Raw genomic sequence first — 14,288 nt, forward strand, 5'->3', positions numbered from 1 at the left:
AAAGTGGAGCGGCCGACCGGAATCGAACCGGCATCACAACCTTGGGAGGGTTGGGTTCTACCGTTGAACTACGGCCGCATCGCGGTCACATAGTAGTGGTGGGTATGCCACCACGCAACTAGTGGGCCATGCGGGCAGTTCGGTTACTCTCTGAGCGGACATGGCGGTTCAGCACAAGGCGCGCCGATCGAGCGTAGCGCCTCTTACGTGAGTGAGGCGCAACGCCGTGATGGACCGCCATGTCCGCTCCCGTAGGGCGGCGCTGTGCGCACCTGTCGCGGCGTTGCTCGTTACTCGTGTAGGACGCGCTACACTCGCTCCTCGCGCCTTGCGACAGGCACGCACAGCGCCGCAGAGAATAACCGAACCGCCCGCATGGCCCACTAGCATCGGCCCCGAACCGAAACATCCGTTGGGGCGGGCGCCGGTGTAGAATGTCGCGCCGGAACGGCGGCGGGGACGATCGCAATGCTTGTCAGTGTGAACGGTGAGGAATACGAACTGCCCGAGGCGGTCACGGTCGCCGAACTGGTCGAGCGCGTGGGCCTGGCGGATCAGCGTATCGCGCTGGAGCGCAACCGCGAGATCGTCCCGCGCAGCGAGTACGCAGCGACGAAACTCGCCGAAGGCGACCGCGTCGAGATCGTCCGCGCCATCGGCGGCGGCTGAGAATTACGCTTTTCATCCATTTATCCAGGGGCGCCCGAGCGCGCCGCGGGAGCGATCATGACCACCGCGACAGCGGCCAGCACGACGGCCCGACAGGACGATCCGCTGATCGTCGGCGAGCGCCGGTTCCATTCGCGTCTGCTCGTGGGCACGGGCAAGTATGCGGATTTCGAGCAGGCGCGCGCGGCCATCGACGCCAGCGGCGCCGAACTGGTCACCCTCGCCATCCGTCGCACGAACCTCGGCCAGAACCCGGACGAGCCCAACCTGCTCGATCATCTGCCGCCGGATCGGTTCACGCTCCTGCCCAACACGGCGGGCTGCTACACGGCGGAAGATGCCGTGCGGACCTGCCGTCTGGCGCGCGAACTGCTCGGCGGTCACACACTGGTCAAGCTGGAGGTGCTGGGCGACGAGCGCACGCTGTATCCGGATGTCCCGGCGACCCTGAGCGCCCTGGAACAGCTCGTCGCCGATGGCTTCGAGGTGATGGTGTACACCAGCGACGATCCGGTGATGGCCCGCAGGATGGAAGACGCGGGCGCCCAGGCGATCATGCCACTGGCGGCCCCCATCGGCTCCGGCCTCGGTATCCAGAACCGCTACAATCTGCTGGAGATCATCGACAACGCCCACGTCCCGGTGCTCGTCGATGCCGGTGTCGGCACCGCCAGCGACGTCACCATCGCCATGGAACTCGGCTGCGACGGCGTCCTGTTGAACACCGCGATCGCGCACGCCAAAGACCCCGTTCGCATGGCCGAGGCCATGAACCTCGGCGTCCGCGCGGGCCGCGCCGCCTTCCAGGCCGGCCGCATGCCCCGCCGCCGCTACGCCTCGGCCTCATCGCCCGAGGAGGGGACTTTCTTTTAGAACCACTGGCGGGGAACCACAGATAAACACAGATGGACACGGATTGGCTTCGGGGCTCATATGGCTCCGGGGAGCTTCGCTGACGGGGTGTCGAAGGACTGGGCCACGTTTTGAACCACGAATGAACACGAATGCACACGAATGGTGGATTGAGGGCAAGTAACCCTCATGGGAGCTGCGCTGTGAGGCTGTTGGCTGACTGACCGCATTGCGGCGAGAACCGTCGCTCAGCGAAGCTCCAGCGACATTTCCGCTCCACGATGGCCCATTCGTGTTTATTCGTGTTCATTCGTGGTTCTTCTCGACCAGGTACCAGTGACGCAGCGGCATCAGCGAAGCTCCCCAACCACACGCGAACCCGACACGCCACTCCGTGTTCATCTGTGTCCATCCGTGGTTCGCAGTTCTTTCATAGCCGTAAGTCCAACCCGGAGTCCTCGTGACCGAGCAGTCTGATTCGAGCAGTGAGCGCATGCGGCCGATTCGCAGTTTCGTGCTGCGTGAGGGGCGTCTGACCGATGGGCAGCGGCGGGCGCTCGAGGAGCTCTGGCCGCGTTACGGCGTGGATGCGGAGCAGCCGATCGATCCGCCGGCGCTGTTCGGGCGCCAGGCGCCGGTGTGGCTGGAGATCGGGTTCGGCAATGGCGAGGCCCTGCGGCACATGGCCGGTCAGCATCCGGAGGTCGATTTTCTCGGGATCGAGGTCCATCGCCCGGGCGTTGGTCGGCTGATGAACGCCCTGGCGGAGGACGGTTTGACCAATGTGCGCGTGCTGCGCGCCGATGCCGCCGAGGTCGTGCGCGAGCGCATTCCGGATGCCGCGCTCGACCGCGTGCTCGTGTTCTTTCCCGATCCGTGGCCCAAGAAGCGGCATCACAAGCGCCGCCTGATCCAGCCAGCGTTCCTCGATGCGCTGGCGCGGGTGCTGCGCCCCGGGGGCCAATTGCACCTGGCGACGGACTGGCCCGATTACGCGGACCACATGCGCGCGGTCGTCGGCGGCCACCCGGCGTTCGAACACACGGGGGCCGACGAGCACCAGCGCCCCGCGTACCGTCCGGCGACGCACTTCGAGGCGCGTGGCGAGCGCAAGGGCCACCCCGTGCGTGACCTGCTGTATCGGCGGGCGACCGAACCCTTCGCAGACGCCAACTGAGTTCGCGCACGGCCCGACGGACCCCCGCATCGCCAAAGGGCCGCGACGCGGTATCATGCGTGCTTCGACAGGCGCGCCGCCATTCGGTGACGGCGCCCCACGGTCCTTCGGGAGGAGACGATGTCGCTGGAACACCCGATCGTTGCCGTAACCGGCTCATCCGGCGCCGGGACCTCGACCGTGCGCAATGCCTTCGAGGCCATATTCCGGCGCCAGGGCATCACGCCCGTCTATATCCAGGGTGACAGCTTCCACCGCTACACGCGTGCGCAGATGGCTGCCGAGATCCAGTCGGCGCAGGATCAGGGCCGCACGATCAGTCACTTCGGTCCCGAGGGCAATCTGTTCGATCAGCTCGAGGCCCTGTTCCGCGAATACGCGGAAACCGGCCAGGGCTGGCGCCGGCTCTATCTGCACAATGCCGAAGAGGTCGCGGAATACGGCGGCAGCGTGGCCGAGGGCGAGTTCACGCCCTGGGAGCCGTTGCCGGATGGCACCGATGTCCTGTTCTACGAGGGCCTGCACGGCGGCGTGGTCACGGCCGACTACGACGTCGCGCAGCACGTGGATTTCCTGGTGGGGGTGACGCCGATCGTGAACCTGGAGTGGATCCAGAAGATCCACCGCGATGCCGCCGCGCGCGGATACACGCCGGAGGATACGGTCGAGACGATCAAACGGCGCATGGACGACTACGTCGAATACATCACGCCGCAGTTCTCGCGCACCGACATCAATTTCCAGCGCGTGCCACTCGTGGATACATCCAATCCCTTCGTCGCGCGCGAAGTGCCTTCGGCCGATGAGAGCCTGGTGGTGATCCGCTTCGGCGACGCGACCCGCTCGCACATGGACTTCCCCTACCTGCTGGCGATGATCGAGGGGGCCTTCATGGCGCGTCCGAACACGCTCGTGATCCCGGGCGGGAAACTGGGGTTCGCGATGGAACTGATCCTCACCCCGTTCATCGAACGCCTGAGCCGGGGTGAGCGCATCCGTGAATGAAGACGCTGGCCGGCGGCACAGTCGCTGACCACGACGACCACGATTCGTAACGACACAACCCGACCCTCCGGAGCCAGAACATGCAGTACCGCCCACTCGGCACCACCGACCTGCGGGTCAGCGAAATCTGTCTCGGCACCATGACCTGGGGCCAGCAGAACACGGAGGCCGAGGCCCACGCCCAGCTCGACCTCGCCACGGAGCGGGGCGTGAACTTCATCGACGCCGCGGAGATGTACCCGGTACCGCCGCGGGCCGAGACGCAGGGCCTGACCGAGCAGTACATCGGCTCCTGGCTCGCGCGGCGCACCGACCGCGACCGGCTGGTCGTGGCCACCAAGGTCGCGGGGCCGTCGACCAACATGGACTGGCTCCGGGGCGGACCCCAGCTGAACGCGCGCCACATCCGCGAGGCGGTCGACGCGAGCCTGCAGCGGCTGCAGACCGATTACATCGATCTCTACCAGATCCACTGGCCCGCGCGGCCCGCGAACTACTTCGGCCGGCTCGGCTATGAACCGGACGGCGATACGACGGCCGCGATCGACACGATCGAGGAGAACCTCAATACGCTCGCGCGGCTGGTAGAAGAGGGCCGAATCCGGCAGATCGGGATCTCCAACGAGACACCATGGGGCACGATGCAGTACCTGCGTCTGGCCGAGCGCGACGGCTTCCCGCGCGTCGTTTCGATCCAGAACCCCTACAACCTGCTGAACCGGGCCTTCGAGGTCGGTCTCGCGGAATTCGCCCACCGCGAACAGACCGGGCTGCTCGCCTATTCACCGCTCGGCTTCGGTGTGCTCAGTGGCAAGTATGCCGACGGCGCCCGCCCGCAGGGCGCGCGCTTGACCGAGTTCCCGCAGTTCGCGCGTTACACGAAGGACCACGCGGTCGCCGCGACCGAGGCGTATGTGGCACTGGCCCGCGAGCGCGGGCTTTCCCCGGCGCAACTCGCACTGGCGTTCGTCAACAGTCGCCCGTTCGTGACCGCCAACATCATCGGTGCCACCACGACGGAGCAACTCGAGGAAAACATCGGCAGCGCCGATGTCCGTCTGGACGACGAAACCCTGGAGGCGATCGAGGCCATCCACGCGCGGCATCCGAATCCCGCACCGTGACCGGTTCCGGTCGGTCCGCCAACGACCCCGGCGAACCGCGACTGGCACGATCTTCGCTTCGAACCATGGGGCGACGTTCCCCTGGAGACCCCATGATGGCCGATCGGCAGAGTGTCTGCGGGATACCATCCCCGCGGCGTGCAGGCCAATGCATGCTGGCGCTTCTGATTTCGGCCAGCGCCGACCCAGCCACCGGGATGGGGGCAACCATCGAAGCACGGGTCCTTTCGAGCGACGGCCCGGTCGCCAACGCCGTCGTTCATGCGACACGCACCGATGGCGAATCCCTGCCGCGTCCGGGGAACCCCGAAGCGGTGATGGATCAACGCGGCCGTGAATTCGCACCGCACGTGCTGCCCGTACTGGCCGGCACTTCGGTCCGTTTCCCCAACAGCGACGACACCCGGCATCACGTCTACTCGTTCTCGGACGCGCAGACGTTCGAACTCCAGCTCTATCACGGCGAGACCGCCCGCCCGGTCACATTCGGGCAGCCCGGTGTCGTCACCCTGGGCTGCAATATCCATGACTGGATGCTCGGATATATCTACGTGCTGGACACGCCCGCATTCGCACGAACGGGCGCCGACGGCGACGCCCGTATCAAGAGCCTGCCGCCCGGTGAATACGAGGTCTCGGTCTGGCATCCCCGCCTGGTCGACGGGGCCTCTCCACAGGCCCGTGATGCCACCATCGATGAGTCGGGAACGGCGACCCTGAGCTTTGAGATCGAGGTTTCACCTCCGCGTGATCGGGGCCAGCGTGGTTTCGGCGACCGGGATGAGGAATCGCTGGAAGAGGCGTTCGACAGGTAACCGCGTGATCCGCAATCGTTTCCAACGCAAGCTGGCGCTTTTCTTCACGGCGCTCGTCGCGAGCGTCCAGCTTGCAGCCGTCGTTGCGGTCGTCGAGGCGACCGACCGCAATGTGGCCCGCCAGGTGGAAGAGGAACTGGCGGTCGGCTCCCGCGTGGTCGCGCGCCTGCTGGAACTGCGCGAGCGCCAGCTGCTCCAGTCGGTGCGGGTGCTTACGGACGACTTCGGCTTCAAGCGCGCCGTGGCGACCGGCGATCACCCGACCATCCGATCGGCACTCGGCAACCATGCGGCACGCATCGACGCCGACATGGCCGCGGTACTCGATCCTGACGGCAGCGTACGTGCCGGCACGCGCTCCGATCTTGATCGGGGCGACACGTTCGCGATGGAAGCGCTGCTCGACCGCGCGATCGAGACGAACGAGGCGGTCGGCTTCGGCCTCATTGGCGAGCGCGCCTGGCAGCTCGTCATCGTGCCTGTACGGGCGCCGGTACCCGTCGCGTGGGCCGTCCTCGGCTTCGCCGTCGACGATGCGCTCGCGGGCGAGCTGGCCCGATTGACGCGTGCCGAGGTCAGCTTCGAGCGCGTCAACGATGCCCGCGCGAGCGTGCTCGCGACCAGCCTCGAAGATACCGCGCAGGCGGTGAACCCGGGCATGCCGACCGAGGGCGAGGACGTGCGCACGGTGGATACCGAGGCCGGCCGCCAGCTGGTCACCACCCGCCGCCTCGCCGCCACCGACAGCGGTCAGCTGGTGGCGACCCTGCAGACGCCACTGGCCGCCGCGCTGGCGCAGTACGAGCCGCTCAAGCGGCAGTTGCTCATGCTCGCCGGGCTCGCGCTCATCATCACCGTGATCGGTGCGGTCTGGCTGGCACGGACCGTCAGCCGGCCGGTACGCCAACTGGTCGATGCCGCACAACGGATCGCGGCGGGCGACTATGCCCATCCGGTAGCGATCGGGCAGCGCGATGAGTTCGGCGCGCTCGCAACGGCGTTCAACCGGATGCAGGAAGCAGTCCGCGAGCGCGAGGACCGGATCGTCCACCAGGCCTACCACGATGAACTGACCGGCCTGCCCAACCGTGCCCTTATGCGTGACCGGCTGCAGCTGGAGCTGGAGCGGGCCCGGCGCGAGGGGCATTGCGTCGCCGTGGTTGTCATCGACCTGAATCGGTTCAAAGAGATCAATGACAGCCTCGGCCACGAGATCGGCGACGCGGTACTGAATACCGTCGGCCAGTCTCTGCGCACGGCCCTGCGCGCAAGCGACACGGTCGCCCGACTGGGGGGCGATGAATTCGGCGCGGTCGCGGGGTGCGAGGACACCGACGACGCGATGGCGCTCGCCGCGCGGATCGAGCATGCCTGGGACAACCCGCTCGATCTGGGGCCGACCACGCTGCGGATCGATCAGAGCATGGGGGTTTCGGTCTATCCCGAGCACGGCGATACCGTCGAAACCCTGTTGCGGCGTGCCGACATCGCGATGTACGCCGCCAAGGAGCGTAATGCGCGCGCCGTGCTGTATGAAAACGGCTGGGACGAGCGCCACCAGTATCAGTTGACCCTGATCGCGGATCTGCGTGATGCGATCGACAGCGACCAGCTGACCCTCGAGTACCAGCCGCAGATCGACCTGCGCGATGGCGGCATGAGTCACGTGGAGGCGCTGCTCCGCTGGAATCACCCGCGCCTTGGCAGAGTATCGCCGCAGGAGTTCGTGCCGCTCGCCGAGAATGCCGGCTTTATCCGGACCCTGACCCGCTGGGTCCTCGGCGAAGTCGTGCGCCAGGCCGGCCGCTGGCGTGCCGAGGGCATGGACCTTCACGTATCCGTGAATATCTCGGCGCTCGACCTGATCGACGACAGCCTGCCGGATTTCGTCGCCACCACGCTCGCGCACCACGGCGTCCCGCCCGAACGCCTGGCGCTGGAGGTCACCGAGAGCGCGGTCATGCAGGACACGGCGTTCGCGCTCCGGGTGCTCCAGGGGCTCAAGGGGACCGGTGTCCGTCTGTCGGTCGACGACTTCGGCACGGGCCAGTCATCGCTGGCGCAGCTGCGCCGCCTGCCGGTGGACGAGCTCAAGATCGACAAGTCCTTCATTTTTGATCTGAAGGAAAACAGTAACGATGCGAGCGTCGAGGCGATCGTGCAGTCGGCGATCGACCTCGGCCACAATATGGGCCTGTCGGTCGTCGCCGAGGGCGTCGAGACCGCGTACTCTCATGCGTGGCTGACCCGGTCGCAATGTGATCTGGCCCAGGGGTACCTGTTCAGCCGCCCCCTCCCCGCGGATGATTTCATGGCCTGGGTGCGCACCTGGGACAGCAAGAGAGGCAAAGAGTGAACCACGGGTACCGAAGGCTTCGTCGACGAGTGCTCGCGTTCATGACGGCGGCGATCGGCCTCGCGGCGCTGCCCGCTGCCGCGACCGCCGGCGGCAAACTGATCGGCACCGGCGGAGCCACGCAGATCGAGGGCGCCGCCGGGGGCGGTATCGTGCCCTGGGCCATGCTCGGCGGCTACGGCACCGAGGGCGAGAACGGTGCGACCGCGTTCTTCTCCAGCGTGGACACGGGCGACTATCGGCTCGATGCCGTTGGTGCCGGCTTTGTCTGGAACAATCGTGTCGAGGTCTCGTTCGCCCGGCAGGATTTGGACACCGGATCCCTCTCGGCGGCCTTCCCCGCGCTGATCGCACCGGACGCGCGCATCGGCCAGGACATCTTCGGTGCCAAGCTGCGACTGCTCGGGGACACGGTGTACGGCCGCTGGCCGCAGGTCGCCCTCGGGATCCAGCACAAGCGCAATCGCGATTTCGACATCCCGTCCGCGGTCGGGGCCCGCGATGATTCGGGGACGGATGTCTATCTCTCCGTGGGCCGGCTCCTGCTTGCGGGCCTGGCCGGCCGCAACGTCTATCTGAACGGCACGATCCGCTCGACCCGTGCCAACGAACTCGGCCTGCTGGGCTTCGGCGGTCCGGACAACGACGGGCGCGAACTCGTGGCCGAGGCGAGCGCCGCCATCTTCCTGGACCGCCGGACCGCGATCGGCGTGGAATACCGGCAGAAACCCGATAACCTCGCGTTCGCGGACGAGAGCGACTGGAGCGATGTCTTCGTCGCCTGGTTCCCGAGCAAAAACCTGTCGCTGTCCGCCGCCTGGACCGATCTTGGCTCGATCGCGACGCTCGACGATCAACGCGGGCTCTACCTCTCGGTGGAGGCCGCATTCTGAGGTGATGATGCCAAGACACAGCCCAAGAGCCTGCCCGAGGAACCTGGCCGGCCTCGCGCTCGTGCTCCTCACCGCCTGCGCCGGCCCCAAACCCGCACAAGACGCGGAACTCTATGAGGCGCTCGGTGAGCGATCCGGTATCCGCGCGATCGTCGACGAAACACTGCAGAATGTCGCCGATGACGCGCGCATTGTGGACATCTTCGCGGACTCGGACATCGGCCGCCTGCGCACGAAAATCGTGGAGCAGATCTGCGACATCAGCGGTGGCCCCTGCAACTACAGCGGCGATTCGATGAAACGCTCGCACGAGGGACTCGGCATCGACGCGGCCGAGTTCAACGCCTTCGTCGAAGACCTGCGCACGGCCATGATCGACCTGCGGGTGCCCGAATCGGCACAGAACCGTCTGCTCGCACGCCTCGCCCCCATGCGCGAAGACATCATCGAGCGGGACGGTCCGGAAGACTGAGCAGCGCAACCCCCGACCCGCAAACGTAGGCCGGCCTTGCGCGCTCCACGACAGCATATACCGGCCCGGGGCGTATCACCGCGCAACGCCGGCATTCCCCGGCGGCCGATGGCGGCGGATGACTGAAACACAACGGGCGCCGGGAAAGGCCGGCCTACTCGTCAACCTGCCAGCTTCATTCACTCCACTTGCGCCGCGCACGGGCCGACGCCGCCGATCCGGTTCATGGTCGCTTCGAGCCACTCCCGGGCTTCCGCATTGATCTCGTCCGGGGTCTTGCCCTCCGGGGTGATGGACTCGCCGATCACCACCGTGATGGTCCCGGGCCATTTCACGAAGCTGTGCCGCGGCCAGAACTCGCCTGCGTTATGCGCGATCGGCAACACCGGTACGCCCGTTTCCGTCGCGAGGATCGCCCCACCCATGCGGTAGCGCTCGGTGCGCCCGGGCGGCACGCGCGTGCCCTCGGGGAAGATCATGATGGACCAGCCGGCGGTCAGCCGCTCGCGGCCCTGCGCGACCATCTGCTCCACCGCCGCCCGCCCTGCAGCCCGGTCGATCGCGATCGGGCGCATGGCGCTGTAGCCCCAGCCGAAGAACGGAATCCGTAACAGTTCGCGCTTGATCACGTGCACCTGGGGCTGCAGAAGCATCGCCAATGCCATCGTTTCCCAGGTCGACTGATGTTTCGCGAAATAGATATGCGGCCGGGTGGGGATATTGGCACGACCCTCGACACGCCAGCGCAGACCGCAGACGAGGCGCAGGGTGTAGATGTTGATCATGCACCAGATCCGCGCGAGACCGTAGCTCCAGCGCGAGGGAATCAGCCAGCCTACGACCGCGATCAGCAGGCCGAAGAACGTAGTGCTCACGAAGAACGCGCACCAGAAGACCGTCGACCGAAGGTAAACGGAGAGGGGCGGACGCGGGCGGTTCACGCCGGCGCATCCCCGGCGGCCAGCCAAGCATCGGCGAACGCGGCCAGGTCGTCATAAACCGCGACGTCCGCCAGGTCATGTCCGGCGACCAGGGTCGCATCGCCATTGCCGGTGCGCACGAGGATCGGCCGCGCACCGGCGGCACGCGCCGCCTCGATGTCGCGCCAGGAATCGCCGACATAGGGCACGCCTTCCAGGTCCACGCCGAGACGCTCGGCGATCTCGAGCAGCATGCCCGGGTGCGGTTTGCGGCGCCACGCGTCGCTGCCGGGCCCGTCGGGAGAATACACGACCGGGTCCAGCCGGCCACCGTGGCGCTCGAGCTCGCGCGCGATGTGGTCATGAATCGCGGCCAGATCGGCCTCGCTGAAGAGCCCGCGGGCGATGCCGGACTGGTTGGTCGCAAGGGCGGTACGAAAGCCGGCCCGGTTCAGGCGGGCGATCGCCTCGAGACTCCCCGGCAACGGGTGCCACTCGGCGACCGACTTGATATGGGCATCCGATTCGGCGTTGATCACACCGTCGCGATCGAGGATGACCAGCGGAGCGGGCACGGTCAGGAGCTTGTCCGGGAAATCTGTGCCGTAGCGAGCGCGTGGCACAGCGAGGCGATTTGTTCGATCGCGAAACGAGCATGGTGGGCGCCATGTGAGTTGAGCGATCGGACAAAGCGGCCGTTGTGGTACGCGCGCAGTAGGCTCATGGTTTCCCGGACAAGCTCCTACTGCACCCGTGAGAGATCCGCGATCCGCAGGAACAGACCGCGGGCACGGCCGAGCAGCGCGATGCGGTTGGCGCGCAGCGCGGCATCGTCGGCCATGACCATGACGCCGTCGAAGAAACGGTCCAGCGGCTCGGCCAGCGCGGCCAGCCGCGCCAGCGCACCGGCGTAGTCGCGCGCTGCGACCAGTTCCCCGATCGCGTTGTCGAGCCCGGCGACGGCACCGGCCAGGTCGCGCTCGGCGTCGTCCGCGAACAGCCCCGGATCCGGCTCGGACCCGACCTCATCATCGGCCTTGCGCAGGATGTTGCGGATGCGTTTGTTGGCCTCGGTCAGCGAGGCCGCCTCGGTACGCTCGCCGAAGGCATGCAGCGCGCGGATGCGGGCGTCGAAATCGACCGGACGCGAGGGACGGCAGGCGCGCACCGCCTCGAAGAGATCCGGGGCGAAGCCGGCGGCCGTGTAGTAGACGCGGAAACGTTCCATCATGAAATCGAACACGGTCTCGATCCCGGCAGTGGCCTCGACCGCCGGGTCGTGTGCGGCCGCGGCCTCCTGCAGCGCCGTTTCCAGATCCAGATCCAGACCGCCCTCGACGATAATCCTCAGTGCGCCCAGCGCAGCGCGGCGCAGCGCGAACGGATCTTTGTCACCGGTCGGCGCCCGACCGATGGCGAAGATGCCCATCAGCACGTCGAGACGGTCCGCGAGCGCGAGCGCCTGCCCTTCGCGGGTGCGCGGCAGCGCATCTCCGGCGAACGCGGGCCGATACTGATCCGCGATCGCGAGGGCGACCGTCTCCGCATACCCTTCGGCGGCCGCGTAATAGCCGCCCATCAGGCCCTGCAGCTCGGGGAACTCGCCGACCATTTCCGTCAGCAGGTCACACTTGGCCAGGCGCGCCGCGGTCGCCGTGGCCTCGGTGTCGGCACCGAGGCGCCCGGCGAGCCGCCCCGCCAGCGATTCGATCCGTTGTGTACGGTCGTGGAGCGTGCCCAGCCGGCGCTGGAACACCATCGCCTTCAGGCCCTCCAGGCGCGACTCCAGCGGTTGGCGCCGGTCCTGTTGCCAGAAGAACTCGGCGTCGGCAAAGCGCGGCTCGATCACGCGTTCGTTACCGTGGCGGACGACCTCGGGATCGGCGCTGGCGATGTTGCTCACGGTGACGAACGCGGGCAGCAGCGCGCCGTCGCCGTCGTAGACGGGGAAGTACTTCTGGTGGTCCTTCATCACGGCCACCAGGGCCTCTGCCGGCACGTCGAGGAAACGGCGGTCGAACCGGCCGGCCAGCGCTACTGGCCACTCGACCAGCGAGGCCACTTCCTCGAGCAGCTCCGGATCGATATCGGCCTCGCCCCCCGCCTCGCGGCCCGCGGCGATCACCTGTTCGCGGATCCGCGCCTGACGATCCGCGAAACCGGCGACCAGATGCCCGGGATCGAGCAGCAGGCTTTCATAGTCGGCGGGACGTCCGAGCTCAATAGCGGCGGGGTAGTGGAAACGGTGCCCCCGGCTTGCACGGCCCGTGCGCACGCCCAGCAGCTCGGCATCCACCGCCTGCTCGCCGAACAGCAGCACGGCCCAGTGCACGGGCCGCGGGAAACTGACACCCGGCACACCCCAGCGCATACGCTTCTTCGCCGGCAGCTCGTTAAGTACCCTGGTGACCAGCTCCGGCAGCAACTCCACCGTGGCCTGCCCGGCCTGATGCTCGGTATGGAAAAGGTACTCGGCCTTGCCGGTATCGCGCCGCTCGAGGTCGGCGACGGCGACACCGTGGCGGCCGGCGAAGCCCTCCGCGGCTTTTGTCGGCGTGCCGTCCTCCGCGAACGCGGCGCTCACCGGCGGGCCCCGATGCTCCACCGATTCGGCGGTCTGGGCGCTGGCGACGCCATTCAGCCGTACCGCGAGACGGCGCGGTGTCGCGAACGGCTCGGGCTCGCCGGTGAACCCGATCCGCGCGCCCTGCAGGGCAGTCGCCAGGTTGGCGCCGAAGGCATCCATCAGCGCCTTCAACTCGCTCGACGGGAGTTCTTCGGTGCCGATCTCGACCAGCAGATCGCGTGCCTCAGCCATGCCCCGCCTCCACTTCGGCCGTAGCGCGCACCAGCGGGAACCCGAGCGCCTCGCGCTTGGCGTAGAACGCCTGCGCGACGCCGCGCGCCAGATCGCGGATACGCAGGATGTAGCGCTGGCGCTCGGTGACCGAGATCGCCTGGCGCGCGTCGAGCAGGTTGAAGGTGTGCGACGCCTTCAGGGTCTGTTCATAGGCCGGCAGCGGCAGCGGTTCGTCGCGCTCGACCAGGCGCTTCGCCTCCGCCTCGCAGGCGTCGAACCAGGTGAACAGCGCGTCGGTGTCCGCGAGCTCGAAGTTGTAGATCGACTGCTCGACTTCGTTCTGGTGGAACACGTCGCCGTAATAGACCGTCCCCTGCGGGCCCTCGGTCCAGACCAGGTCGTAGACGTTCTCGACGCCCTGCAGGTACATCGCGATCCGCTCGAGGCCGTACGCGATTTCGCCGGAGACGGCGTCGACATCGAGCCCGCCGACCTGCTGGAAGTACGTGAACTGGGTGATCTCCATGCCGTCCAGCCAGACCTCCCAGCCGAGCCCCCAGGCACCGAGTGTCGGCGATTCCCAGTCGTCCTCGACGAAACGGATGTCATGCACCAGCGGATCGACGCCGAGCGCTTCGAGCGAACCCAGATAGACGTCCTGGATATCCAGCGGCGACGGCTTGAGCAGCACCTGGAACTGATAGTAGTGCTGCAGGCGGTTGGGGTTATCGCCATAGCGCCCATCGGTCGGCCGCCGCGAAGCCTGCACATGCGCGGCGCGCCACGGCTCCGGGCCGATCGCACGCAGGAAGGTCGAGGGATGGAACGTCCCCGCGCCCACTTCCATGTCGTAGGGCTGCATCAGGACGCAACCCTGCCCGATCCAGTAGTTCTGGAGGCGCAGGATGAGGTCCTGAAACGTAATCGTACTGGTAGACAGCTGCTCGGCCACGGGCGGCGTCCGGGGTCAATGAAAGCGCGCCAGTATAGCGATGCTGCCCGCGGGATGCAGCCGGTCGGTTTCCGCCGACGTTGCGGGGCTACCTTTGGATGCCGTGCTGGTGGTGATTCGCGTCCGAAGGGGTCTCGCCAAGGCGCGGAGGGCGCCAAGGGACGCGAAGGAAATAACAAGTACCTGTAGGAGATTCTATGTCTCCCCCTCAAGCGGTTTTCGGCACGTAGTCGGTCTCGTTTTTCATCAGCGC

General features: G+C 67.1%; 13 protein-coding genes and 1 tRNA gene. 9 read left to right on the top strand and 5 right to left on the bottom strand.

Annotated elements, in window-relative coordinates:
* Positions 1-4 precede the first annotated feature (4 nt).
* Positions 5-78 (bottom strand) — tRNA-Gly (locus A0W70_RS15790).
* Positions 79-468: 390 nt separating this feature from the next.
* On the opposite strand from A0W70_RS15790, the gene thiS reads away from it, so the two are divergent.
* From thiS to A0W70_RS15835, 9 genes are all read left to right on the top strand, one after another.
* The gene (gene thiS, locus A0W70_RS15795) at positions 469-669 is read left to right on the top strand and encodes a sulfur carrier protein ThiS (protein WP_067564140.1); all 201 of its coding nucleotides are present in this window, start codon (positions 469-471) and stop codon (positions 667-669) included.
* A gap of 57 nt (positions 670-726) precedes the next feature.
* Positions 727-1,542 carry a thiazole synthase gene (locus A0W70_RS15800; RefSeq protein WP_067564144.1) on the top strand — a complete coding sequence of 272 codons (816 nt, stop codon included), beginning with the start codon at positions 727-729 and terminating at the stop codon, positions 1,540-1,542.
* Between the two features lie 439 nt (positions 1,543-1,981).
* The gene (trmB, locus tag A0W70_RS15805; RefSeq protein ID WP_067564148.1) at positions 1,982-2,698 is read left to right on the top strand and encodes a tRNA (guanosine(46)-N7)-methyltransferase TrmB; all 717 of its coding nucleotides are present in this window, start codon (positions 1,982-1,984) and stop codon (positions 2,696-2,698) included.
* 120 nt (positions 2,699-2,818) lie between these two features.
* Complete coding sequence (locus tag A0W70_RS15810) at positions 2,819-3,703, top strand: phosphoribulokinase (RefSeq protein ID WP_067564152.1); 885 nt, start codon at positions 2,819-2,821, stop codon at positions 3,701-3,703.
* Positions 3,704-3,783: 80 nt separating this feature from the next.
* A complete protein-coding gene (locus tag A0W70_RS15815; RefSeq protein ID WP_067564155.1) occupies positions 3,784-4,827 on the top strand; it encodes an NADP(H)-dependent aldo-keto reductase in 1,044 nt (347 codons plus the stop codon).
* A gap of 92 nt (positions 4,828-4,919) precedes the next feature.
* Positions 4,920-5,642: a hypothetical protein gene (locus tag A0W70_RS15820; RefSeq protein ID WP_139150911.1), complete on the top strand. Its 723-nt coding sequence runs from the start codon at positions 4,920-4,922 to the stop codon at positions 5,640-5,642.
* A 4-nt stretch (positions 5,643-5,646) separates the two neighbouring features.
* Positions 5,647-7,998 (top strand): putative bifunctional diguanylate cyclase/phosphodiesterase, encoded by a 2,352-nt coding sequence (locus tag A0W70_RS15825; RefSeq protein ID WP_067564162.1) that lies wholly within the window; start codon positions 5,647-5,649, stop codon positions 7,996-7,998.
* Positions 7,999-8,039: 41 nt separating this feature from the next.
* Positions 8,040-8,891, top strand: coding sequence for a DUF3034 family protein (locus A0W70_RS15830; protein ID WP_067564182.1), 852 nt, complete (start codon positions 8,040-8,042; stop codon positions 8,889-8,891).
* Positions 8,892-8,898: 7 nt separating this feature from the next.
* Positions 8,899-9,363, top strand: a complete 465-nt coding sequence (locus A0W70_RS15835; RefSeq protein ID WP_067564187.1) for a group I truncated hemoglobin — start codon at positions 8,899-8,901, stop codon at positions 9,361-9,363.
* A gap of 179 nt (positions 9,364-9,542) precedes the next feature.
* On the opposite strand, the gene A0W70_RS15840 is transcribed toward A0W70_RS15835, so the two are convergent.
* From A0W70_RS15840 to glyQ, 4 genes are all read right to left on the bottom strand, one after another.
* Complete coding sequence (locus tag A0W70_RS15840) at positions 9,543-10,238, bottom strand: lysophospholipid acyltransferase family protein (protein WP_245675909.1); 696 nt, start codon at positions 10,236-10,238, stop codon at positions 9,543-9,545.
* Positions 10,239-10,300: 62 nt separating this feature from the next.
* Complete coding sequence (gmhB, locus tag A0W70_RS15845; RefSeq protein WP_067564191.1) at positions 10,301-10,858, bottom strand: D-glycero-beta-D-manno-heptose 1,7-bisphosphate 7-phosphatase; 558 nt, start codon at positions 10,856-10,858, stop codon at positions 10,301-10,303.
* Positions 10,859-11,025: 167 nt separating this feature from the next.
* Entirely contained in the window at positions 11,026-13,101 is a 2,076-nt protein-coding gene (glyS, locus tag A0W70_RS15850) for a glycine--tRNA ligase subunit beta (RefSeq protein WP_067564168.1), read from the bottom strand.
* Positions 13,094-14,035, bottom strand: a complete 942-nt coding sequence (gene glyQ / locus A0W70_RS15855) for a glycine--tRNA ligase subunit alpha (RefSeq protein WP_067564172.1) — start codon at positions 14,033-14,035, stop codon at positions 13,094-13,096. Before glyQ ends, glyS begins: the two co-directional genes overlap by 8 nt.
* Positions 14,036-14,288: the final 253 nt, after the last annotated feature.

Origin of the sequence: Halofilum ochraceum (assembly GCF_001614315.2) — a bacterium.
GTDB lineage: Bacteria > Pseudomonadota > Gammaproteobacteria > XJ16 > Halofilaceae > Halofilum > Halofilum ochraceum.